Source organism: Neisseria sp. HMSC061B04, from assembly GCF_001836705.1.
GTDB lineage: Bacteria > Pseudomonadota > Gammaproteobacteria > Burkholderiales > Neisseriaceae > Neisseria.
Window position 1 is genome coordinate 1 of sequence record NZ_KV830169.1, and the last position, 23,623, is coordinate 23,623.

Sequence of the window (23,623 nt, forward strand, 5' to 3'; positions counted from 1 at the left end):
CGGTTTGCTACGTTCAAATTTTTCCTTAGCCATGGCAATATCCTATAATCTAAGCTTTTGAAAGAAAGGGTAATAATGAGATGGTGCCCATGGGCAGATTTGAACTGCCGACCTCTCCCTTACCAAGGGAGTGCTCTACCCCTGAGCTACATGGGCGAAATTGTTTGGAGCGGGTGAAGGGAATCGAACCCTCACCGTAAGCTTGGAAGGCTTCTGCTCTACCATTGAGCTACACCCGCATACTCACTATTTGCTCCAAGTAAGAATTTTTGGTGGAGGGAGAAGGATTCGAACCTTCGAAGCTCACGCAACAGATTTACAGTCTGCCCCCTTTGACCGCTCGGGAATCCCTCCAAAAGAGAACACTAGTTTATTTGCAACTCGGATTTCCGTCAAGATTTTTTTTCACTTATTTCTTTAAAAATATCCAAGCTTTTGCTTTTAAACATTATTTACTTAAACTGAATGATTTTTTCGTACTTAGCCATCAGTTCTTCGTGCGTTTCAGGATGCTCTTCATCGATCAAGATACAGTCGACAGGACATACCTGTTGGCACTGTGGCTCATCGTAATGGCCCACACATTGCGTACACAAATTTGGATTGATTTCGTAAATTTCTTCACCTTGCGAAATGGCATCATTAGGGCATTCCGGTTCGCACACATCGCAGTTAATGCACTCATCTGTAATAAAGAGCGACATTTCTATTTCCTTTTTTCTTAAATTATCAAAACCGATTGGGCGCGGATTATAGCACAAATGACGTCGGAACAATCCGTTTGAAAGAATGTTTTACACCTTGGGAATGATTCTCAAATTCCATACTATTCAGTAACTTGCGAATAGAGCAACAATTCAAACTTACTCATTCCTGCCTTTCCTTCCCGATAAATTTCCAGCCAATCCGGTTTTTCAGGCAGCTTCCCTGCTTCAATATAGACCATTGCCCCATTTTTCAAGTGGCTTTGCAATCGGATAAACAGATTTTGCCAATCTTCCCATGCAAACGGCGGATCAAGAAACACGACATCAAATTTTTCAGACGGCCTTGTCAAATAAGCCATGCCGTCTGAACACACGATTTCCACCTGTTTCAAACCTAATTCACGGATATTTTTCTGAAGTGTTTGCACAGTTTGGCGGTGGTTATCGACCATTACCACTTTTACCGCATGACGAGAAGCAGCCTCCATTCCCAAAGCACCACTACCGCTAAATAAATCCAATACTGTTTTGCCGGTTAAATCCTGTCCCAGCCAGTTAAACAGCTTTTCACGCACGCTGTCAGGTGTCGGACGCAGACCGTCGGCGGATGCAAAACTCAATTTCCTGCCCCGGCATTGCCCGCCGATAATGCGTACCTGGTTGCTGTGTTTGGTATGTTTGCCTGCTGCCATAATCAAAAACCTGTAAGTTCAAACGGTATTATACAAGACCTGTCAAAGAATATGCCGTCCGAAAACTTTTTTTCAGACGGCATATCTGTTTAAACGGTTTCGGTCAGCTTGCGGAGCAGCTCGATTTCTTTGTCTTTTTGTTCCAACATTTCTTTACAATGTTTTAACTCCATTTTTAAAAATTCTATTTTCATCGAAACATCACCCGACGCATACAACGCAATATCGCCACCACTATCACCTTCATTAATCTGAAACACCATCCCGCCGCCGCCCGATTTGAGCAAGTCCCACATATCGATTTTGAAAATCTGAGCCAACTGCTCCAAACGCGGGATATTCAACTGCGTCTCGCCCCGTTCGATTTTGGCATACCCGCCCGCCGACATCGCCAGCTTTTCCGCCATATCCTCCTGCGACCATTTGTTCAATTCGCGCATCAGGCGGATTTTTTCGTGGGTTTCCATAGGCTGAACTTTCTGTATAGATGGTTGAATTATAGAGATAGATTTTAAACTTTTTCTGACTGGCTCGGCAAACACATGACAAATTAAATATGCCATTTAATACCATCTAACAACAAGGGAACTTTATCTTATGTCTAAAAAGCTGCTTTCCTTTTTGGGAATCTGCCTTTCAATAACTTTAAGTCTTTTTGTTTTTTCAATGATTTACGAAAACACTCTACCTAAAATCGTTGAAAACATCAATAACAGTGCCATTGGAGCAATTTTAACTGCAATTGTTACTGTTTTTCTGCTTCAAGGTCAGACCGCCCAAGAGGAACAACGTGATAAGAGCTTGAAAGTGTTTGAGAAAAAACAGGAAATTTATCACGAATTTTTAGATAAACTGAAAGAAATCGTGCAAGACGGCAAAATTACCATTTCCCGCATGGAAAACGGTAATGACGATACAGATGAGTTGAAAGATTTGCTGTTCCAACTTGCCTATATTCAAATGCACAGCAATGATGAAAATACCCAAGCAGTGTTTGAGGGCGTAACCAATTTAATCAGAAAAATGAATGATTTTACGGTACGTTTGAAAACAGCGTACAGTAACAGGAATGAATTAATTGCCCAGTTTTATGCCGATTTCTCAGAAGAGCTGTTTGCGGTCGTAGCAATTTTAAAAAGCGATTTATACAACACCAATAGTAAATCCATCAGCAAAGAGTCAGTGCAGTTATTGTTGCAGCAATGCGATTTGTATGTAGAAGGTCAGAAGCTGGACAAATACCAAATACAAACGATGTTTTGGCATGAATTGCAAAAATGTCTGCGTGAAAAACTGCCTAACATGCAAATCGAACAGCATGATTTTACCAATGATGTGCGCGAATATTATGCCCGCTCACGCAATCGTCATCGTTATTTCGGCATCCAATTCCCGATTTATCATACACAGCATGGAGAGCAGGTAGATTTTAAAGTGGAACTGGAAAATGACGTTTATTTTGGTTTTAAACGTCAACCGGATATGGCTTATCCGTCTGAAAATAATTTGATTGCCGTCGTTAGAGAACAATATTTTCAAGGGGCAAACCAGCATTGGTTTGGTTGGAAATATCCTTCGCGCTACCGCTTGGATTTTTGGAATTTGGACGATACGGCCGAATTGACGGGCGATTTTGTGCATTTTAACCATCCGCAAAGCATGCAGCAAATGGTAGATGAAATGGCAAATGAAATTGTGCAGGCAGTTAATTTGTTTGTAAAAAGTGCCAAAGAAAAATCTATTTAATTCCCTTGAACCAAAAGCAACTTAAACAGGAGTTTCAACATGAATACAATTTCTTTACCACGTGATTGGGTTTGCGACGGCAGTACATTAAAACCCAAATCCGGTGCGCGTTTAGACAATACTTGGATTTTCGATGGCAAGGAACTAAAACCCAAATCCGGTGCACGTTTAGACAATACTTGGGTTTTCAATGGAAAGGAATTAAAACCTAAATCTGGTGCGCGTTTAAACAATACTTGGGTAGTTGACGGCAATAAAATCAAACCTAAATCCGGCGCGCGTTTCAACAACACTTACGACATGGGCGAAGAACCTATTTTAGTGGTATTCGGCCAACTGATTTTACATTTATGGTAAGGAACAATAATGTCAGATTTGAACTTAGGCAACAGCCTGTTCAAAGGCTACAACGACAAACATGGTTTAATGATTTGTGGGTATGAGTGGGGTTGGAGTAAAGCCGATGAGGCTGCTTATGTAGCAGGTGAATACAAACTCCCTGAAAACAAAATCGACCATACATTTGCAAATAAATCCCTCTATTATGGTGAGCAGGCAAAAAAGTGGCGTTACGACAATACAATAAAAAATTGGTTTGAAATGTGGGGACACCCCTTAGACGAAAATGGATTGGGCGGTGCATTTGAAAAATCCCTGGTTCAAACCAACTGGGCAGCTACTCAGGGCAACAAAATCGACAATCCAAACAAATTTCTCCAGCCCGAACACGTCGATAATTTTCTCTACCACATTGAGAAACTACGTCCTAAATTGATTCTCTTCATGGGAAGCAACCTGACAAATTATCTTAATTGCACAAATGTATTGCCGCGCTTCGAGCAGCTTGTCGGAAAACAAACTCAACCGCTACGAGTAGTACAAAAAGATTTTAGCGGTACACGTTTCAAAATCAGATTCCAATCGTTTGAAAATTGCGAAGTCGTCTGCCTGCCCCACCCTAGTGCCAGCCGCGGTCTATCTTACGATTACATAGCCTTATTTGAACCAGAAATGAACCGTATTTTATCGGACTTTAAAACGACACGCGGATTTAAATAAAATAATCACAGAAAAGCAAAGGTCGTCTGAAATTTTTTCAGACGACCTTTTCTCTTTAAACCAACCTACTTCATCATTCTTTCGGTGCAGGCGGTTCAATCTGTTCTTTCCAGCCGCATTCTTTTTGCGGACAGACTTTTTCCACGCCCCAGCGTTTGGTGGTTTTGATGGTCAAGACCGGCCAATGGCAGTTCGGGCATTCTTCGGCGACGGGCGGATTCCAAGTGGCGTAGTTACAGTCCGGATAGGTACTGCAACTGTAAAACAGTTTACCGTAGCGGGATTTTCGCTCGACGAGGTTGCCTTTTTTGCATTGCGGGCATTGGACGCCGGTGTCTTTCGGTTTTTCCAACGGCTCAACGTGCTTGCATTTCGGATAGTTGGCACAGCCGATGAATTTGCTGCCGGTACGGCTGTATTTGTACACTAGACGACCGCCGCATTTAGGGCATTCGCGTCCGTCGAGTTCAGCTTGCTCTGCTTCCGCTTTGGCAATACGTTCGGCGGCTTCTTCGGCGGTTTCGTTAACGTTGCGCGTGTAGCTACACTCGGGATAGCCGGCACACGCGACGAAGCGGCCCATTTTGCCGAACTTGATTTGCAATTTGTGTTCGCCGCATTTCGGGCAGGTTTCGTCGAGTTCCTGCGTGGTGAATTTGGCGCGTTCGATGCCCTCTTTTTCTTCTACTTGCTTGATGAACGGTTTCCAGAATTTGTCCATCACGGGAATCCATTGGCGTTTGCCGTTGGCAATTTCGTCAAGCTGGTCTTCGAGTTTGGCGGTGAAGTGGTAATCGACATATTGGGCGAAGTGTTCAGTCAGGAATTTATTGACGATGTCGCCTGTGTCGGTGGGCATGAAGCGTTTTTGCTCAAGGGTAACGTATTCACGGTCTTTGAGCGTGGAAATAATGCTGGCGTAGGTCGATGGGCGGCCGATGCCGTATTCTTCGAGGGCTTTAACCAGTGTGGCTTCGTTGTAGCGCGGCGGCGGGGTGGTGAAGTGTTGTTCGCCGTAGAGTTTGTCCACGGGTAGTTTGTCGCCTTCGCTCATTTCGGGCAGTTTTTTGCTGTCTTCGCTCTCTTCGTCGTCGCTGCTTTCTTCATAAACGCTCAAGAAGCCTGCGAAAGTCTGCACTTGTCCGGTTACGCGGAATACGCCTTTGCCGACGGTAATATCGACGGTGGTTTGGTCGAATTTGGCGGGCGTCATCTGACAGGCGACGGTGCGCTGCCAAATCATTTGATAGAGTTTGAACTGGTCTGCGCTCAGGAAGGGTTTGACGCTTTCGGGCGTGCGGTACACGGAAGTCGGACGGATGGCTTCGTGGGCCTCTTGGGCGTTTTTGGATTTGGTTTTGTATTGTTTGGCAGTACTCGGCAGATATTCTTTGCCGATTTTGTTTTCGATGTAATGGCGGATTTCGGTTAACGCTTCATCAGCCAAATTCACGCTGTCGGTACGCATATAGGTAATCAGACCGATGGCACCCTGCCCTACGTCTATACCTTCGTAAAGCTGTTGGGCGGTGCGCATGGTGCGGTCGGTGGTGAAGCCGAGTTTGCGCACGGCATCCTGCTGCATGGTTGATGTGGTGAACGGCGCGGCGGGATTGCGGCTGCGCTTTTTCTTTTCAATGGCGGTAACGACGGCCTCTTTGCCTTCGAGTTCTTTCAACACATCGGCTTGCGCGGTTTCGTTCGGCAGGTCGAATTGTTCGAGTTTCGCGCCGTTGTATTGGGCGAGTTTGGCGGTGAACTTACTGCGGCCTTTGTGGCTGTCGAGATGTACCGTCCAATATTCCTGCGCTTCAAACGCGCGGATTTCGTTTTCGCGTTCGCAAATCAAACGCAGGGCGGGACTTTGCACGCGGCCTGCGCTCAAACCGCGGCGGATTTTTTTCCACAACAATGGCGAGAGGTTGAAACCGACCAGATAGTCCAAAGCACGGCGGGCTTGTTGCGCATCGACCAAGTCCATTTCGATTTCGCGCGGGTGGGCGACGGCGTCGAGCACGGCGTTTTTGGTGATTTCGTGGAACACGACACGCTGCGGCTTGATGTTTTTCAGACCGCGTTTGGATTTGAGGATTTCCAAAAGATGCCAAGAAATGGCTTCGCCTTCCCTATCCGGGTCGGTTGCGAGGTAGATGTTTTCGGCTTCTTTGGCACCGGCGACGATGGCATCGACGTGTTTGCTGTTGCGGCTGATCAATTGGTATTTCATGGCAAAGCCATTGTCGGGATCGACTGCTCCGCTTTTCGGAACCAAATCGCGGACGTGGCCGTAAGACGCCAAAATTTCAAAATCACCGCCCAGATATTTTTTCAGGGTTTTGGCTTTGGACGGGGATTCGACGATTAATAGGTTTTTCGCCATTGTTGTTCTCTTTTGGATGTATTGGGTTTATGTTTCAGACGGCCTTTTATCATTTTGTTCAGGCCGTCTGAAAAAAGGTTTAGTGCATCACGTTTTGTCCGGTCAACGCACTCATCAAGTCGTCGCCTATCAGGACGGGCAACTCGCTCTTGTGCATCCACAACACCAGCAATACCAATACTTTGGCGGTATCGAGGGTGATTTCGTCCGATGGAATGTGCATCAGGGCGTGAATGACGATTTCGCGCTGCTCGTAAGTAATTGCGTGTTCGGCAACCAGATACTGCATCAAGCCCATGACTTCCTGCGGCAGGTTTTCAGCTTCTTCACGGCAGAATACGCGCAGGGAATCGCTGTTAAACGGCTCGGCATAGAATTCGGACGTATTGAACAAGACTTCCATCATCATCAATGTATTGCCGATTTCTGTAGCATCAAAACCCGCATCTTCCAAGAGGCGACCCAAATCCTCCGGAGGCGGACAATTGTCGAAATCTTGGAAGTGTTCGATTAAATAGGCAATGACTTCGGTCATGCTGGTTCCTTAAATATAGATAATTTATGCTTTGACACGCTGATAACGGCCACCCGGCAAGGCGGCGACGATACCGTCAAGTTCGTATTCCAAAAGCTGTGCGTACACGTCTGCCGCTGCCGTATTGGTTTGTTGCGCCAAAATATCGGGGTGTATCGGGTCGTAACCCATTGCTTCCAATAAAGCGCTTGTTGATGGGGCGGCAGATAGGTTTTCAGACGGCCTTTGCGGTTCATCCGCTATTGTTTGGGGTTGCAGACGTTCGGTTTGATCGTTTTTCGGTTTTACCGTCTTATTTATAGAATATGATGGAACAGGCGTATTTTGCAATAGCTGCGGACATTCGTGAAGAATATCATCCAAACATTCCACCAATTTTGCCCCGTCTTTAATCAGCTTGTGGCAGCCTTTGCTGTGCGGATTGTCTATCGAACCGGGCACCGCCATCACTTCGCGCCCCATCTCCGCCGCCAGCTTGGCAGTAATCAATGAGCCGGATTCCAATGCCGCTTCGACCACCAATGTCAGCTGCGACAACGCGGCAATCAGACGGTTGCGGCGCGGAAAGTTGCCTGCAAACGGACGCGTGTCCAAAGGGAACTCGCTGACAATCAATCCTTTTTCAGCGATTTCATAAGCAAGGTTTTTATTGGACGGCGGGTAAATGCGGTCTATACCGGTTCCCCAGACGGCAATGGTGCCGCCATCTGCCTGCAATGCGCCTTGATGGGCGGCGGTATCGATACCCGAAGCCATACCCGATACGACAGGAATGCCTTTTTCACTCAACGCCCTCCCGAAATCTTTGGCAATCCGCATTGCCTGCGGCGTGGCATGGCGGCTGCCGACAATCGCAGCAGAAGGTGTGTGCAGCAGCCCTGCATTACCGCGTAAAAACAAGACCGGCGGCGCGGTAATGCCTTGTATCAGCATTTCGGGGAAATCATCATCTTGCAGCAGCAACAGACGGCAACCGTCCTGCATTTCCCATTGTAAAGCGGCTTCGGCAGACTGCTGCGCCAAAGCCCGTTTGTCCGCATTGCGCCATGACTCGGCCGCCTGTTTATGGCGTACCAGGGCGGCAATTTTGTCTGCCGGCGCACTCAAGGCAGCTTGTGCGCTACCGAATTGCTGCAACAGCACCAAAAAACTTTCTGCGCCGATATAGGGCGTAAATGCCAGTTGCAACCAAGCAAAACGCTCGTTTTCCGTCATCAATCTGTTCCCTTTTCGTAATGGTTTTCAGACGGCCTGAAGTAAATCAAGGCCGGCTGAAAATTTTATTGGTATAAAACTTTTGTCGGCCCAAAATGCAAAACAACAATGCCGGGCCATATCATTATTCTTTATCAAATATTGCTTATCCAAGCAAACCGTCAAATGACGATGCCGTCTGAAAAACCTGATGGCTTTCAGACGGCCTCTTTTGTGTTTGAACCGATATTGCGCTTATTCTTCGGATTTGTCGGCGCTGCGGCGCGATACGCTGATACCGAGTTGTTTGAGTTTGCGGTAAAGGTGTGTACGCTCCAAACCGACCTTTTGCGCCACGCGGCTCATATTTTGGCCTTCTTGGGCGATGTGGTACTCAAAGTAACGGCGCTCGACTTCTTCCCTCAATTCGCGCAAAGGCATATTGAAATTGAAGCCACCGATGATTTCTGTCGCCGTTGCATTTTCCTTCTGACCCAAAGCCGCGGCAACGGCCTGCTCGTTCACTTCTTTGCCGTCCGATTCCAACATGATGTTTTTCACCGTTTCGGCAAGCTGGTCGTAATTGCCCGGCCAATCGTATTGGCGCAAAACCACCAACGCGCTGTCGCTGAATTTTACCGGCTGGATTTTTTGACTTTCGGCCAAATCGGTCATGATGCGGTTGATTAAAAAGACGATGTCGTCCGGCTGGCTGCGCAAAGAAGGGATATTGATGCGCTCTTTCAACAGCTCCGCCAGTCGGCCGGTAACGACGTCATCGGCGCTCTCGCCGCGTTTAAAGCCGCATGAAGCAATCACACGGACATTGTAGCGGTCGGCTTTCTCTAGCAAGAAAGCGATGCCGTTTTGGATGTTTTTGCTGTAACGGGCAATATCGCCGACATACAAAATACCGCCCGATGCTTTTTGCAACAGCTCCAACGGCGTATCGACAATGTGTTCGACACGGTCGGTTGCCACCCAAGGCGTACCGCTTTTGTGCAGATAGCGGGCAACAATTTCAAACGGCGAGCCTGCCTCACCGGCCAACAACAGCGGGCGGTTGTGTTTGGCGGCCGCTTCAATGCTGCCGTTCATTTCTTGAATGACGGGACTGTTGCCCAGTTTGTCCAAAGTCATGCCGGAGGCCGTCTGAACTTCGCCATGTTTCAAGGCGCGTTCTACTGCGGACAAGAGTTTTTGCAGGGCAATCGGTTTTTCCAGAAAATCGAGCGCGCCGATTTTGGTGGCTTCAACCGCGGTGTCGATGCTGGCATGGCCGCTCATCATGACCACGGGCATATTGAGTTGGCCGTTTTTCGCCCACTCTTTCAACAAAGTGATGCCGTCGCAATCGGGCATCCAAATGTCCAGCAATACCATGGCCGGACGCGTTTGGTAACGCAATTGGCGCGCTTCTTCGGCATTTTCGGCCAAAGTAACGGTATAGCCTTCGTCTTGAAGGATTTCGGAGAGCAGGTCGCGGATGCCTACTTCATCATCTACAATCAAAATATCACTGCTTCGCATAAGTTTCTGCCATTTCCGGTAAAGCTATTTTGACGCACGCGCCGCCGCTGTTCTGATTGCTCAGGCTGATACGGCCGCCATGCTCCTCGATAATTTTTTTCACAACGGGCAAACCCAGCCCCGTTCCTGTCGGTTTGTCGGTAACGTACGGCTCAAAAGCATTGTGCAGCATTTCTTTGCTGAAACTTTTGCCGTTGTTGCATACGGTCAGGAAAACCTGTCCGCCTTCGCGTCCTGTTTCGATGTTTACTTGCGGCGCCTCGTCCGACTCCGCCGCTTCTGCGGCATTCTTAAATAGGTTATGCAACACTTGGCGCATCGCTGTCGTATCGGCGGCAATCGGCAGGGCATCGGCGCTGAGCCGCGCATTAAATTTGCACGCGCCAGCCTCATATAATACCAATACTTCCGACACCAAACCGTTTAAATCTTGTTTTTCTAAATTCAACGACGGCGCACGCGCATAATTGCGGAATGCTTCGACCATTTCTTTCAGTGCGGCAACCTGTTTGACGATGGTATCGGTTGAACGGCTGAGGATTTGGGCGTCTTGCTCGTCAAGTTTATCATGCAATTTCCATGCCAATCTCTCGGCGGAAAGCTGGATGGGCGTAAGCGGATTGCGGATTTCGTGCGCCAAACGTTTCGCCACTTCGCCCCATGCGGCCTCTTTTTGCGCGCGTATCAAGACAGTAATATCATCAATCACCATCACCACGCCGTTATCGTTGTCTTCCGGCAGGATGGTGGCTTTGCCCAACAAGATTCGGGCATCGTCGGGCGCGGCATATTCGACTTGGACGGGTTTGTCGCTGTCGGCGGTTTCATTAATGGCGGCAAACACATCGGCCAACAGGGTTTGCTGCGGCGATTTGCCGTGCCATTGATGCCAGTTGCTGCCCCACAAAGACACCAGCGAAACGCCCAAAATCTGTTCGGCGGCTTTGTTAAAGGTTTTCAGACGGCCGTCGGCATCCAAAGTAATCACGCCTGTGGTCAAACTTTCCAACACGCATTCCAAATAATGGCGGGCGGCTTCTTCGCGCAAACGGTTGCGCTCGTCCGCCTCTTTGGCAATCGCCAATTGCTCGGTCATGTGGTTGAACAATTGGGTCAAACGGCCGAACTCGTCATTGCGGAATACCGGCCGGGTCTGGCTGAAGTCGCCCTGAGCCACCGCCCGCGCGCCCTCTGCCAACGACAAGACCGGCGCCACAAAACGACGGGCAAAATACAAAGCCATCACCAGCGCCAAAAAGATGGCCAACAATGTCGCGACCAACAGCGTGGACAGGAAAAAGGTTTGCAGGCCTTTTTTGGTATAACTCAGCTCGGCGTATTTGGCACGGGCCGCTTCAATCAGCGTCGCGTCTTGAGCAACATCTTTCGGAATCGGCTGACGGAAAAACAACGCATAATCCTGATTTTTATGCGTACCGATCAGCATCCAGCCTTGAGCATACAGCACGCCGCCGATGTTTTCCAAACTACGCACCGAGCCGGTCTGCTCCAGCTGCTCCCATCCTTCTTTGTTGAGCGTCGGTTGATTCAGTTTCAGGGGATTGATGCTTTTCTCGACTTTATGGGTGGTCGCGTTATAAAGCGCCAGCTGGGCAAATTCGGAAGTAGGCGCGGATTGGGCCAGCGTTTGCCCCAAGTCGCCGTCCAGCGAAGCGGCACTGATTAAGTCGATTTGTACCGGCGTGGCGTTACTGACCGCGTTGTCCACCGCCAAGTTCAGCGCGGATTTGCTCAAGTTTAAGCTGCGCTCCAAAGCCTCATGGGTATCGTTGCCAAACCAAGAATTAATCGTGCCGTTAATAAACTGGGCGGAAATACCGAACAAAAACACGCCCGGCAATACGGCAACCAAGGTAAACATCCCCGACAGCCGACGCGCAATCTGCGAGCCGAACACGCTTTTGCTGTTGTCGCGCATCAAAAGCACGACATAGCGCACCAACACTGCGGCCAACACCAGCAATAGCAAGCCGCACAAGGCGACAATCCACCAGAAATAATCGGACAATACGTTGCTGCTGCCCGTTGCAACAGTCAGACCGTACAACAAAACTACGGCGAATACAGCGGCAATCAGGAGAAAGCGGCGCATGGTTTACTCCTGCACGACCGACAAAGATTTCCAACCAGAATCCAAATGCCAGTTTTTAGAAGTCAGGGCATTGATTTGGAACGGTTTGGGCAGCTTGGCGGTTGTCAGCAGCAGGCGAATTTCAGCCTTCGTGTCTTTGGCGGCCACATCACTCAGCGCGCCCTTGGACAAAACCTTCCAATTCGCGACCGCGCCCACTGCGCGCAAGGCGGCTTCAAGCGTGTCGTACTCGGTAGAAAACGTACCGACGGTAACGCGATAGCGGTTGGTCAGCGGATGGAAGGACAGTTTGTATTGAATCGTGCTGTCGTTGTTGAGCAGCTGGTCGAACTTGAATTTATAAGACGCCACGGACGGCGCCGACAGCTGCCAACTTAAATTGAAATGCAGGGGGACGCCCTGTTTGAGTGCTTCTTTGAGCTGATCGGGCAGGTCGGTGCGGAAACGGCTGCTGACGGAAAGCTGTCCGGCATGGGTCAGCTTTGCCTCGGCACGGGTCGCACTAATGCCCTCGCCCGCCGCGTTCAGCGACACAGCGAGCAAGAGCGGTACAATCAGCGTTTTACTGCTTTTTAATAAGCGCGTAATAAAAGCCATCTTGATGTTTGTTCGGTAAAAGCACATGCGATTCGATCAACTCGGCATCGGCATGGCGGTTAAGGAATTTTTGCAATTGACCGTCGTTTTCTTCGACAAAGACCGAGCAGGTAGCCAGCAACATCCTGCCGTTTTTCGTCAGGGTCTGCCACAGCGCGTCTAATAATGCTTCCTGTTGGCGTGCGGTTTTGACAGCATCGGTCGGCCGGCGCAGCCATTTGACGTCGGGATTGCGCCGCGCCACGCCCGAAGCAGTACACGGCACATCGGCCAAAACAGCGTCAAAGGCCTTACCATCATACCATGCCGCCAAGTCCTGCGCATCGGCACAAGCCAAAGAGGCCGTCTGAAAGCCTAAACGGTCAAGATTGCTCTTCACCCTGTTCAGACGGCCTTCGTCTATATCCAAAGCAGTAACATGACAATCTGCCAGTTCCAAGATATGGCCTGTCTTACCGCCCGGCGCCGCACAGGCATCGAGGATGCGTTCTCCGTCTTTCGGGTTCAACAAATAGGCAGCACGCTGCGCACCAAAATCCTGCACAGACACCAGGCCGTCTGAAAAACCGGGCAGGCGGCTTACCGGCACGGCTTCTTCCAACATCACGGCGTATTCGTCCAACGCCCTGGCCAAAATACCTTCCGCAGCCAGTTTTTCCAAATAGCTTTCGGCATTGCCGTGTCGGCGGTTGACGCGCAAAGTCATCGGCGGATGCGATTGCAGCGCGGTGGTGATGTTGTGCCAATGTTTCGGATAATGGTTTTTCAAGTAAGCCACCCACCACAGCGGCAAATTATGTTTCGCCACATCGTCTTTTTTACAAGAAGCCGCGAGCTTGTCGCGTTCACGCAAAAAGCGGCGCAAAATCGCATTGGCAAACGAGCGGAACTGGCCGCGGCCGATTTTGGCAATGCTTTCCACCGCTTCATTGACCACGGCATGAGGCGCATTGCGCGTGTAATGCAGTTGGTACATCGCCGCCAAAAGCAGGCTTTCAAGCTGCGGATTGTCAATCGGCTTTTTCAGCATTTGTCCAAGCATATATTTCAAACTGCCCAAATAACGCTGACAACCATAGGCAATATCCTGCAACGCGCCGTTTTCCTGCGCCGTCAGCTGCGGATGCGCCGCGCGGATTTCCGCCAAAACATCCTGAAGATTGCGCCCTTCGGCAACCGCGGCAACGCTGTCGGCGGCCAGTTTTTGGGCGAGGGACATACTCATATTTTTGCTTTCTGATTCATAATTTGATTTCAAGTGTTCGGCGGATTTCAGACGGCCTGTTCGGCAGCCAGCAATGCCCGATAATATTCGGCATCTGTTTTGGAAAAACAGCAAAAGATGATTTTTTCCACTGCCGGACATTGCGGCAGGGTTTGCTTCAAACTCTCCAAAGCGATACGCGCGGCGGCTTCGGCCGGGAAGCGGTACACACCGGTGCTGATGCACGGAAAGGCGATGCTGTGAAGCTCGTGTTTCTGGGCAAGCAGCAAGGAATTGGCATAGGATTGTGCCAATTTGGCCTCTTCATTTTGTTTTCCGCCAAACCATACCGGCCCGACCGTATGAATGACAAAACGCGCAGGCAAACGATAGCCTTGGGTTATTTTGGCTTCGCCCGTGCGGCAACCGCCCAAAGTGCGGCACTCGTCCAGCAGCTCTTTGCCCGCGGCGCGGTGTATTGCACCGTCCACGCCGCCACCGCCCAACAGCGATGAATTGGCGGCATTAACAATCGCATCGACTGCCAATCGGGTAATATCGCCCTCGACCACTTCAAAAACAGCCATTGTTTTCTTTCCTCTACGTTGGTTTCCAGCCTGTTACAAAACCGTCCCGATTTCAATCGTCCGGCCTGCCGCAAATGCCTGTATGCTCATGCGTTTGCTGCCGGAAGGCTGCAATTCGGTGATGTTCAGCGCGTTTTCACCGCATGCCACCAGCAGGCCGTCTGAAGTGCAGGACAATACTTCGCCTGCCTTACCCTGTTTGACCACGACTTCGGCACGCCAGATTTTCATCGGTTTGCCTTGATACTCGACCCACGCGGCAGGGACGGGGTTAAAGGCGCGGATTTTGCGTTCGATAATGTCTGCGGACTCGTTCCAATCGATACGCGCCTCTTCTTTGCTTAATTTTTGGGCGTAGGTAACGCCTTCTTCAGGCTGTTTTACCGCGTTCAGACGGCCTTCTGCCTGTAGTCGCTTTAAATCGGCAACAATCGCTTCCGCACCCAAACCCATCAGCGCGTCATGCACTTCGTTGGCGGTATCCGTAGGCTGGATGGCGTAGCGGTGTTCGCTGACCACAGCGCCGGTATCCAAGCCGATGTCCATCTGCATGATGCACACGCCGGTTTCGGCATCGCCGGCTTCAATCGCACGTTGAATCGGCGCCGCGCCGCGCCAACGGGGCAACAGCGAGGCGTGGATATTAAGGCAGCCGTGTTTGGGCGTATCCAACACTTCCTGCGGCAAAATCAAGCCATACGCGGCCACCACCATCACATCCGCGCCCGTATCTTTGAGCATTTGCAGGGTTTCGGCGTTATTGCGCAACTTTTCCGGCTGCGCCACGGTCAAACCCAATTCCAAGGCTGCCTGTTTGACCGGCGATGCGGTCAACTGCATGCCGCGGCCTTTTGGGCGGTCGGGCTGGGTCAACACCAGCGGAATTTCAAAACCTGCGGCGGCGATGGCTTTCAAGGCGGCGGCGGCAAAATCGGGCGTACCGGCAAAGATGACTTTCATGTTGTGTCCTTGTGGAAATGGTTTGAATGGGCGCGTAGGGCAAACTGTTTCAGCTGAAAAGGCCGTCTGAAAGATTGAAAACCGAAGTCTGCCTTCTGTTTTGTCTTTTCAGACGGCCTTTAAGCGATGCTTAGGTCAGATGGTGTGTTTCTGACGTTTTTTCAGTTTGGTTTTGATGCGGCCTTGTTTCAGCTGCGACAGGTGTTCGACAAACACGATGCCCATCAGGTGGTCCAATTCGTGCTGCACGCAGATTGCCAACAGGCCGTCTGCTTCCAGCGTGAATTTCTCGCCTTTTTCGTTCAAGGCTTCGACTTTGACGCGCTCGGCACGGGTCACGGTATCGTAAATGCCCGGCACGGACAGGCAGCCTTCTTCATAAGTTGTCTCGCCGTCTTTTTCAACAATAACGGGATTGATGAACACGCGCGGCTCGCTGCGATCTTCGGTCAAATCCATCACGACGATGCGTTCGTGTACGTCGACCTGAGTGGCTGCCAAGCCGATACCGCGTGCTTCATACATGGTTTCAAACATATCGGCAACCAATTTTTGGATGCGCTCGTCGATTTTCTCAACAGGTTTGGCGACCGTATGCAAACGCTCGTCAGGGTATTGGAGGATGTTCAGTAAAGCCATAATATTCTCGTTTTATAAAGCTGATGTGTGATTTTCATACAGATTTGGTTTCCGCCGCCACAATCTCCTGTCATGACAGCAACATTCAATGCTAAAATAACGCCGAAAAATGTTAAGATAGCGCGACAGAGGCCGTTCGTTATCGTATTGACGGATGGGCGGCAGTTTCGCAAACTCCGGCCTTCTCTATTTATCATCTGAAGACAAACCAAACCGATTTCAAGGGGAACGGTTATGCAACAACGTATTATAACCCTGCTTTGCATGGCAGGCATGGCTATTTCTGCCCACACTCAGGCAGCTTCTTTAAAAATCCGACCCAATGCGCCGCAACGCTACGTCGTTAAAAACGGCGATACCTTGTGGGGTATTTCCGGTAAATATCTGTACAGCCCATGGCAATGGAACCGCCTTTGGGGTGCCAACCGCAGCGCCATCCGCAATCCGCATCTGATCTATCCGGGTCAGGTGTTGGTTTTACGCTACGTCAACGGCCAGCCGCGACTGGGTTTTGAACATGCCCAAACCCGTTCAGACGGCATTCCCGTGATCAAACTGCATCCGCGCGTACGCGAAACTTCCGGCTACGGTATTCCAACTGTCAACGTCAACCTCTACCGTATGTTCATGAAACATCCGCAGATTATCGCTCCGGAAGAAACCGCCAACGCGCCGCGCCTGATTGCCGGCCCCGACAACCGCGTCCTCTACACGCAAGGCAACCGCGTGTACGCATACGGCCTGACCGAACCCGGCCGCTACCTGACCTACCGCGTCAATAAAAACATCACCGATCCGGAAACCGGCAAATTCCTCGGCCAAGAAGTCGTGTTCAGCGGCATCGCCAACACGCTGCCTTACACCGACTCCGCCTTGGAACACCGTACCCGCGCTTCTGACGAAAAACTCAAAAGCAACGAGTATTACACCCAAGTCAATAAAGTCATGAAGCTGCGCACCCAGTCCGCGCAACCTTTGGTTATCGAAGAAGCCGTTTCCGAAATCCGCAAAGACGACTATCTGCTGAAACTGCCCGAAGGCCTCGACAGCTTCAACGTGATGCCTCACGCCCCTGCCCGTCCGATTCAGGCCAAAGTCGTTTCCATCTTCGACGGCGTGGGCGAAGCCGGCCAGTTCCAAACCATTACGTTGGATAAAGGCGAACTCGACGGCTTGGACAAAGGCACGGTGGTCAGCCTCTACAAACGCGGCCGCCAAGTCCGTGTGAATCTGTCCAACAACCTGATTCGCAAGCCGAAAGACAAAGATACGGTTGAATTGGTTTCCATTCCGGCGGAAGAAATCGGTTTGGCAATGGTGTACCGCACATCCGACCATCTGTCATCTGCCATTATTTTGGAAAGCCTGAACAGCGTTTCCATCGGCGATACCGCCTCCGAGCCCGGCCGCGATTTGGACAATATGGCCGATGAAAAAACCATGGACAAACCGGCCGAAGACGAACAGGAAAGAGAAATCGAACTGGAAGTCCGCAGCTGATTGGGCTTCTTTAGCAACAATTCGATAAATAAAGGCTGTCTGAAAACCTGTTTTTCAGACGGCCTTTTGATTGCTGCCCATTAAATAAAATTGGTAACGCGTTGTTTAAAGCGCAAACAATATCTCATGTCTTCAGCTATTTATCAGCTCTCCCCTTTTCTATTGTTTTCCCGTTCTGCCATTCCAATCAGAAATATGAAAAGCCCGATACGCTATTTATTGCCTATTGATTGTTCCATCTATTCCTGCCAATCAAAAAGGCCGTCTGAAATCTTCAGACGGCCTTTTTATTCACCACTCAAATCCGATTATTTGAATTTGTAAGTGTATTGCAAGCCCAAGATGTCCGCTTTGTTTTTGAAGCGTGCAGAGGATGCACCGCGGCTGTCCACGTCGTTGCCGCTGGCTTTGCCGGTGCGGTAAACCGTGTCATTGATGTGGATATGGCTGTACGCCGCATCGATCACATGGTTTTTACCCAGTTGATATTTGGCACCGACGGAGAACCAGATACGGTTGCCGTCAGGCAGGCTGTTCATGCGGTCTTCAGCGCTTTTAACCGGCGATTTGTCGAAAGCGATACCGGCACGCAGTTGCAATGGTTCGGTAACTTGGTAAGAGCCGCCGAATGCAACTTTATAAGTGTTGCGCCAGTTAGGCGTAATGACGGTACGGTCGGATTTGCCGTTGACAACGTTTTTGGTATTTTCAAACACCAGCTCGGCTTTGTTAAAGCGGCTGTGACGCGTCCAGGTTACATCGCCGAACAAATTGGTTTTGTCGGTGGCGCGGTACATACCGTGAACGGATAAAGACTCAGGCGTAACGATTTTTACGCTGGCTTTTTCGTTCGGCACATAACCGCGTGCAGCCATTGCACCCAAGTCCCAAGCTCGTTTTGCATATGCGCCGTCCGCTTCCCAATCGGCAGTGCCTTTCAACGTATGCGATACTTTGGAACGGTAGTTCACACCCACGCGTGCGCGATCGTTGATGTCCCACATCCACGCCAGTTGATAGCCGAAACCCCAATCGTGGCCTTTTACATCAGCATGACCGTCAGCCTGAATGGCGGCAGCAATGGCGGCATCCGGTTTACCGGAAGCTTTTGCCTTTGCTTTTTGCTGGATACCCCAGTCGGCATATTTGCGTAGTTCGGCGGAAGTATGTTGGGCGATGATGCCTGCGCCGAAGGAATGGCGGTCGTTTAGTTTCCATGCGACTACCGGCTCGATGGCAATGGTAGTCAAACCCAGTTTGTTGATGTTGTGGCGCAATACGGAATCTTTTTCATATTCGGTTGCAGAGCCGAAGGGAACGTACACGCCCAAACCCAAAGTGACATCGTCGCTGGCTTTGTACGCGCCGTAGATGTGGGGTGCAATCGTGGTTTTGGTGATTTTGCCACTTTTCGAACCTTGGACGGGAATGCCGGTAAAGTCGATGGCAGATTCCGCTTCATAATGAATGCTTGGGAAAACGATATTGGCGTTGACGGAAATTTGGCTGCTGTCAAGTTTGGTCAGGCCGGCCGGATTGTAGAAAATGGTTGATGCATCGGCGGCTTCGGCAGCGGCGGCGTTGGCCGTGCCTTGTGCGTTAACGGATTGTGTGCCGAAGTGGTAGCCGGAGGCCTGGACGGCGGTAGATAACAGTGCTGCGCTTAAAATAAATGCTGTTTTTTTCAGATTGAAATGAATCATTTTGGTTTACCGTGAAAGTAGCGGACAAAGAAAAAGGCCGTCTGAAACGTCCTTTATTGATTTAGTATAGGCACTCAATTCTATACTACATCATTATTTTTGCCTAATCTTTTCTTTTTTTACACAAAAAAAGCAGGCTGAAACAGCCTGCTTTTCCAATCATCGGATCACTGCAATTATTTGACCTGCAACACTTCCAGCGTATTGGTCGAACCGGATTCGCGCATTTTCGAACCGCTGGTGATGATGTATTGGTCACCGCTTTGGAGGATTTTGTGTTCTACCAGCATGGCTTCCACTTCGTTCAGCGCGGTATCGTGGTCGGTACTGGTTGCCAAAATCAACGGACGCACGCCGCGGTACATCGCCATGCGGCGTTGCGCTGAAACACTCGGTGTCAGGGCAAAAATCGGCAGGGTGATGTTGTGGCGGCTGACTTCGAAGGCGGTCGAACCGCTTTCAGTCAGGGCAACGATGGCTTTGGCGTGAACTGCGCGCGCCACACTGACCGCACCGCCGGCAATCGCCAAGTTGGTGCTGACGGCTTCGGGATACTCAACCTGTTCGGCAACACCGTTGAGCGAATCTTGTTCTTTTTCCGCTGCCGCACAAATAATCGCCATTTGGCTGACGGTTTCAAACGGATACGCGCCGACGGCGGTTTCGGCGGAACACATCACCGCATCGGTACCGTCCAATACTGCGTTGGCCACGTCGCTGACTTCCGCGCGGGTCGGTACGGGGTTGGTAATCATCGATTCCATCATTTGGGTTGCGGTAATACTGAAGCGGCGCAACTCACGGGCGCGGCGGATCATGCGTTTTTGCAGTGCGGGTACGGCGGCATGGCCGACTTCCACTGCCAAGTCGCCGCGGGCAACCATAATACCGTCGCTGGCAAGGATGATTTCGTCCAGATTTTCAATGGCTTCTACGCGCTCGATTTTGGAAACCAAACCGGGGCGTACAGCTGTACTGCCTTTCATTTCTTCTTCGACTTTGGCGCGTGCGATGTGCAAATCTTCGGCAGATTTCACAAAACTGATGGCCAAGTAGTCGCAACCGATGGCAATCGCGGTTTTCAAGTCGCGGAAGTCTTTTTCGGTCAACGCACCGGCAGACAGGCCGCCGCCGCGTTTATTGATACCTTTGTTACTTTTCAGCACATGGCTGTTTTCTACCCTTGTAATAATCTTACTTCCTTCAACCGCTTCGACGGTCAAAGTCAACAGGCCGTCATCCAGCCACAAAACATCGCCGGCAGCGACGTCATTGGGCAAATCGCGGTAGTCCAGGCCAACCGCTTCGCGTGTGCCTTCGCCTTCAAGTGCGGCATCAAGAACCAGCGTTTCGCCTTTGTTCAATTCGATGCTGCCGCCGGCAATTTTGCCCACGCGGATTTTAGGCCCTTGCAAGTCGGCAAGAATGGCGATTTCCTGACCCGCACGTTTCGCGGCTTCGCGTACGATACGGGCATTTTCTTCATGAAACTCCGGCGTACCGTGGCTGAAATTGAAACGGACGACATTAAGGCCGCCGACACGGATCATGTCTTCCAACAATTGTACATTGTTGCTGCCCGGACCCAGTGTGGCGACAATTTTGGTATTGTGGCTGATACGGGTTAAATCACGTTGCAATTGGCTCATGTAAACGTCCTTTCCTGTTGATTTCACGTTTGATAATGAAGAGGATTGTACTCTTAATGCAATAATGTTGGCGTAAAATTACATCATTTTCTGACTTAAACTAAATTTATTTTTGCATTAACCTACTTTCCTATCGGATACAATATACCCTCACGTCGTCATGTTTAATTTTCAGACGGCCTCACTCATACGAATAGAATACTGAAATATCCAACCGATCCATGAAACGTTTTTTGACTCCTCTGCCCATCGGCATCGTTTTGGCCGACCTGATATACGGTTTCGTCCTGAATGTGATGCAAGGCTTAAACTTGCAACAAACTGCATCCAACCAGTCCGGCACGCTTTCCGTTACGCCCGACATCGCCTTCAACAGCCTGCAAATCATCGCCAACGGCGGCATGGTCTGCATCATCGGCTTCGGTTTGATTGTTTTGTTCCAACTCAACCGCGCCGTATTACGCCGACAAATCCTGCCCATCGGTATTTTCCGAACCCTCGGCCTATTGGCTGTTTTGGCATTCAGCATTTCGTCTTTGTGGGAATGGTTGCATGCCGCTTTGTCGCTGCTTTCCGGCCGCAATGTTTTAAACTTCAGCAACCCGCGTTATCTGGTTACCGCAGCCTGTATGCCCATTATTGCTTTCTTGTGCATCTTGCGCCTGTACAATTGGTATCGCCTGCATCGGACTGTTGCCACCGACGACACCTCCGCTACCCTCTAATCAAGCTGCAAAAAGGCCGTCTGAAACAGAAAAACCTATTTCAGACGGCCTTGTCATTATATATCTCAACGTTGATGGCTGGTTTCTACACCGGCCTTAATCTCACCATACATTTGCGAGCTGCCTTGCCCGCTGCCTGATGCGCAAGCCGCCAAACTCAGTGCCAAAACAGCCGCAGTCAAAATCTTCAACATGGGATTTCCTCTTTCTACAACCATTATTTTTCTACAACCATTATTTCGGATCGCAACGGAAATGGTAGGCGCAAATTTCAAATCCGTTTTTGAAGTAGAGACGATGCGCATCTGCACGGTCATGGTTCACATGGACATTCAGATGGATTTTGGTTGCGCCGGTTTCCGCACCGATTTTGCGTACTTCTTCCAGCAAGCGCGAAGCATAGCCTTTTTGGCGGCTTTGAGGCATGGTCACGATGTCGTCAATATGGATGTGGTAACCGCTGGCCAAATTGTACGCAGCATGGAAACCGCATACGGCTACGGCATTTTGTTTGCCTTCTTCAAAAATGCCCAGCAGGCGGTAGCCGGTTTTACGCTGATGCTCGTTGATTTGTTCGACAAAACGGTGAATATCGGTCAAAGAAGAACGCAAAATGCTTAATGCCGCAAAAGCGGTCGCAGTTTCTTCCGGCGGAATTTCACGCAATACGCCGACCACAGGCGCGGCAGCTTGAGGCTCGGGCTGGGTATCGGCCGCTTCCGCACGCTCGGCGGCGTGTTTTTCTTCAATCGCCTGCGCCAACAAAACGCGCTCGACCGGCACTTCGCCCTGCTGCTTGCTTTCCTGCTCTTTAAGTAAGGCTTTGCAGTCAATCACGCGCAAATCGTTATCCGCTGCAAAATCCATCAAGAAACGGAACATTTGCGGATTGTCTTCTTCCAGTTTTTTATCGACTGCCACACAACGGACATTGTCCACCAAAATCGGGCGCACCCAATTCGAATAGGAAAGGCGGTTGTCTTTAGTGAAGGATGACAAAATACCGCACAGGCGCTCCGCCCAGTCGCTTGGTCGGAAAATCTTGCCTTTGCTGGTTGTACCATGGATCACAACTTCATAAGGATTACACACTAACATAAGCAGCTTCCTGAAAGTAAATGGCTGAAGGAATATTTCGCCGCTGCCGACATCAGAAAAAGTTCCGATACATAGCAACAGATGATTGAAAAAATATCAGTAAAGTTTTGAACTGAAACAATGATAAGATGGCCTTGCCGATTCTGGCAATCCGTTTCGAATTCTTTGATTATTATACCCGATACGCCTCTTTTTCTTCAAAAATCATTTGAAAAATAACAACAGGCCGTCTGAAACCAAGTATTTCGGTTTCAGACGGCCTGCATATCCTACACATCAATACAACAATTTCTTACGGGGCTTTTGCTCGCCGCCGGATTTAATTTCCGACAAATTGAAATTCAGTATGCTCAAATCCAAGACGCTTTCTGAAGTGCATTGATCGCCAAAGGCATTTTCATAAGTGGCTTTCAGTTTCAATACTCCGCCGAATGTTTGGTCCGGCAATTCGGCAGCCAGCGCCAACATGCTTGCAAACACGCCGCCATACAATTCGCCCGATGCCAGCATATCCACTCCGCCGGAAAACATTTCCAAGCGCATCACTGCATCGGCAACCAGCTTGCTCGGCAAGTGATCCGGCAAAGGCTCTGCCTCAAAACGCACATTCTTCGCCAAGCCCTTACCGCTATTGCGGACAACCAAAACCAATAAATCTGTTTGTCCGTCAGAACGCTGCAACGTCGCATGCAAAACAGGATGAATACTCTCTTTTTGAATCAGCTGCTCACGGTGCAACATCTTGCTTTTAGCTTTGGATCGCGCAGATACGACGGCCCAAATCAACCAAACAAATGCAACGGCAGAAATGGCTGTAACCAAAAGGGGAAGATTGGCCAAATAGGCTTGATGATTAAACCAAACTTGTGCGGCTAAAAATCCGGCAAAGAAAATCAAGACGTATAAAATTGGGGCAAACCGGCTTTGTATGGATGAGTGCATGAGTTTTCCTACATTTCGTATCATGTTATTAAAAAATAAGGGGCTGACGTAGATTAGCCCTAA

The 23,623-nt window shown here is 49.8% G+C and carries 23 protein-coding genes and 3 tRNA genes; 5 read left to right on the forward strand and 21 right to left on the reverse strand.

Going from position 1 to position 23,623, the window contains the following annotated elements; all coding sequences use genetic code 11:
* Positions 1–81 precede the first annotated feature (81 nt).
* The 6 genes from HMPREF2661_RS00365 to HMPREF2661_RS00390 all read right to left on the reverse strand — a co-directional run bounded on the left by HMPREF2661_RS00365 (position 82) and on the right by HMPREF2661_RS00390 (position 1,866).
* Positions 82–156: transfer RNA gene (locus HMPREF2661_RS00365), tRNA-Thr, on the reverse strand.
* Between the two features lie 9 nt (positions 157–165).
* Positions 166–239: transfer RNA gene (locus HMPREF2661_RS00370), tRNA-Gly, on the reverse strand.
* 31 nt (positions 240–270) lie between these two features.
* Positions 271–354: transfer RNA gene (locus HMPREF2661_RS00375), tRNA-Tyr, on the reverse strand.
* A gap of 98 nt (positions 355–452) precedes the next feature.
* Entirely contained in the window at positions 453–704 is a 252-nt protein-coding gene (locus HMPREF2661_RS00380) for a YfhL family 4Fe-4S dicluster ferredoxin (RefSeq protein WP_003679513.1), read from the reverse strand.
* A gap of 122 nt (positions 705–826) precedes the next feature.
* Complete coding sequence (gene rsmD / locus HMPREF2661_RS00385; protein WP_049323970.1) at positions 827–1,399, reverse strand: 16S rRNA (guanine(966)-N(2))-methyltransferase RsmD; 573 nt, start codon at positions 1,397–1,399, stop codon at positions 827–829.
* Positions 1,400–1,488: 89 nt separating this feature from the next.
* The gene (locus HMPREF2661_RS00390) at positions 1,489–1,866 is read right to left on the reverse strand and encodes a helix-turn-helix domain-containing protein (RefSeq protein WP_002233408.1); all 378 of its coding nucleotides are present in this window, start codon (positions 1,864–1,866) and stop codon (positions 1,489–1,491) included.
* Positions 1,867–1,996: 130 nt separating this feature from the next.
* Here HMPREF2661_RS00390 and HMPREF2661_RS00395 point away from each other — a divergent pair, with 130 nt between their 5' ends.
* Genes HMPREF2661_RS00395 through HMPREF2661_RS00405 form a run of 3 tightly spaced genes read left to right on the forward strand, consistent with a single transcriptional unit; the run spans position 1,997 to position 4,204 of the window.
* On the forward strand, positions 1,997–3,145 hold the full coding sequence (locus HMPREF2661_RS00395) for a hypothetical protein (protein WP_065423763.1): 1,149 nt from the start codon (positions 1,997–1,999) through the stop codon (positions 3,143–3,145).
* A gap of 39 nt (positions 3,146–3,184) precedes the next feature.
* The gene (locus tag HMPREF2661_RS00400) at positions 3,185–3,502 is read left to right on the forward strand and encodes a hypothetical protein (RefSeq protein ID WP_049322235.1); all 318 of its coding nucleotides are present in this window, start codon (positions 3,185–3,187) and stop codon (positions 3,500–3,502) included.
* A 6-nt stretch (positions 3,503–3,508) separates the two neighbouring features.
* The gene (locus tag HMPREF2661_RS00405) at positions 3,509–4,204 is read left to right on the forward strand and encodes a hypothetical protein (protein ID WP_107832071.1); all 696 of its coding nucleotides are present in this window, start codon (positions 3,509–3,511) and stop codon (positions 4,202–4,204) included.
* 73 nt (positions 4,205–4,277) lie between these two features.
* Here HMPREF2661_RS00405 and topA read toward each other — a convergent pair whose 3' ends face one another.
* From topA to def, 10 genes are all read right to left on the reverse strand, one after another.
* Positions 4,278–6,584, reverse strand: a complete 2,307-nt coding sequence (gene topA / locus HMPREF2661_RS00410) for a type I DNA topoisomerase (RefSeq protein ID WP_070822049.1) — start codon at positions 6,582–6,584, stop codon at positions 4,278–4,280.
* Positions 6,585–6,663: 79 nt separating this feature from the next.
* Complete coding sequence (locus HMPREF2661_RS00415; RefSeq protein WP_003749244.1) at positions 6,664–7,119, reverse strand: Smg family protein; 456 nt, start codon at positions 7,117–7,119, stop codon at positions 6,664–6,666.
* 24 nt (positions 7,120–7,143) lie between these two features.
* On the reverse strand, positions 7,144–8,334 hold the full coding sequence (dprA, locus tag HMPREF2661_RS00420; protein WP_070822050.1) for a DNA-processing protein DprA: 1,191 nt from the start codon (positions 8,332–8,334) through the stop codon (positions 7,144–7,146).
* A 234-nt stretch (positions 8,335–8,568) separates the two neighbouring features.
* Complete coding sequence (locus tag HMPREF2661_RS00425) at positions 8,569–9,843, reverse strand: sigma-54-dependent transcriptional regulator (protein WP_049322232.1); 1,275 nt, start codon at positions 9,841–9,843, stop codon at positions 8,569–8,571.
* Entirely contained in the window at positions 9,830–11,956 is a 2,127-nt protein-coding gene (locus HMPREF2661_RS00430) for a sensor histidine kinase (protein WP_070822051.1), read from the reverse strand. Before HMPREF2661_RS00430 ends, HMPREF2661_RS00425 begins: the two co-directional genes overlap by 14 nt.
* A gap of 3 nt (positions 11,957–11,959) precedes the next feature.
* On the reverse strand, positions 11,960–12,553 hold the full coding sequence (locus HMPREF2661_RS00435; RefSeq protein WP_049322230.1) for a DUF4390 domain-containing protein: 594 nt from the start codon (positions 12,551–12,553) through the stop codon (positions 11,960–11,962).
* Positions 12,519–13,778, reverse strand: coding sequence for a 16S rRNA (cytosine(967)-C(5))-methyltransferase RsmB (gene rsmB / locus HMPREF2661_RS00440; RefSeq protein ID WP_070822052.1), 1,260 nt, complete (start codon positions 13,776–13,778; stop codon positions 12,519–12,521). The genes HMPREF2661_RS00435 and rsmB overlap by 35 nt, the downstream gene beginning before the upstream one ends.
* 47 nt (positions 13,779–13,825) lie before the next feature.
* A complete protein-coding gene (locus HMPREF2661_RS00445) occupies positions 13,826–14,344 on the reverse strand; it encodes an O-acetyl-ADP-ribose deacetylase (protein ID WP_070822053.1) in 519 nt (172 codons plus the stop codon).
* A 33-nt stretch (positions 14,345–14,377) separates the two neighbouring features.
* Entirely contained in the window at positions 14,378–15,304 is a 927-nt protein-coding gene (gene fmt, locus HMPREF2661_RS00450; RefSeq protein WP_070822054.1) for a methionyl-tRNA formyltransferase, read from the reverse strand.
* A gap of 135 nt (positions 15,305–15,439) precedes the next feature.
* Positions 15,440–15,943, reverse strand: a complete 504-nt coding sequence (def, locus tag HMPREF2661_RS00455; RefSeq protein ID WP_070583279.1) for a peptide deformylase — start codon at positions 15,941–15,943, stop codon at positions 15,440–15,442.
* A 234-nt stretch (positions 15,944–16,177) separates the two neighbouring features.
* On the opposite strand from def, the gene HMPREF2661_RS00460 reads away from it, so the two are divergent.
* Positions 16,178–17,443, forward strand: coding sequence for a LysM peptidoglycan-binding domain-containing protein (locus tag HMPREF2661_RS00460; protein ID WP_070822055.1), 1,266 nt, complete (start codon positions 16,178–16,180; stop codon positions 17,441–17,443).
* Between the two features lie 308 nt (positions 17,444–17,751).
* On the opposite strand, the gene HMPREF2661_RS00465 is transcribed toward HMPREF2661_RS00460, so the two are convergent.
* Both HMPREF2661_RS00465 and pyk read right to left on the reverse strand, forming a co-directional pair.
* Positions 17,752–19,146 (reverse strand): OmpP1/FadL family transporter, encoded by a 1,395-nt coding sequence (locus tag HMPREF2661_RS00465; protein ID WP_049322225.1) that lies wholly within the window; start codon positions 19,144–19,146, stop codon positions 17,752–17,754.
* A 176-nt stretch (positions 19,147–19,322) separates the two neighbouring features.
* Positions 19,323–20,795 (reverse strand): pyruvate kinase, encoded by a 1,473-nt coding sequence (gene pyk / locus HMPREF2661_RS00470; RefSeq protein ID WP_049322224.1) that lies wholly within the window; start codon positions 20,793–20,795, stop codon positions 19,323–19,325.
* Between the two features lie 221 nt (positions 20,796–21,016).
* Here pyk and HMPREF2661_RS00475 point away from each other — a divergent pair, with 221 nt between their 5' ends.
* Positions 21,017–21,520 (forward strand): hypothetical protein, encoded by a 504-nt coding sequence (locus tag HMPREF2661_RS00475; protein WP_049322223.1) that lies wholly within the window; start codon positions 21,017–21,019, stop codon positions 21,518–21,520.
* Between the two features lie 65 nt (positions 21,521–21,585).
* Here the strand turns inward: HMPREF2661_RS00475 and HMPREF2661_RS11700 are convergent, their stop codons facing one another.
* From HMPREF2661_RS11700 to HMPREF2661_RS00485, 3 genes are all read right to left on the reverse strand, one after another.
* Complete coding sequence (locus HMPREF2661_RS11700) at positions 21,586–21,714, reverse strand: hypothetical protein (RefSeq protein WP_269208304.1); 129 nt, start codon at positions 21,712–21,714, stop codon at positions 21,586–21,588.
* 40 nt (positions 21,715–21,754) lie between these two features.
* Positions 21,755–22,618: a GNAT family N-acetyltransferase gene (locus HMPREF2661_RS00480; protein ID WP_049322222.1), complete on the reverse strand. Its 864-nt coding sequence runs from the start codon at positions 22,616–22,618 to the stop codon at positions 21,755–21,757.
* 276 nt (positions 22,619–22,894) lie between these two features.
* On the reverse strand, positions 22,895–23,560 hold the full coding sequence (locus tag HMPREF2661_RS00485; RefSeq protein ID WP_049322221.1) for a COG1361 family protein: 666 nt from the start codon (positions 23,558–23,560) through the stop codon (positions 22,895–22,897).
* Positions 23,561–23,623 lie beyond the last annotated feature (63 nt).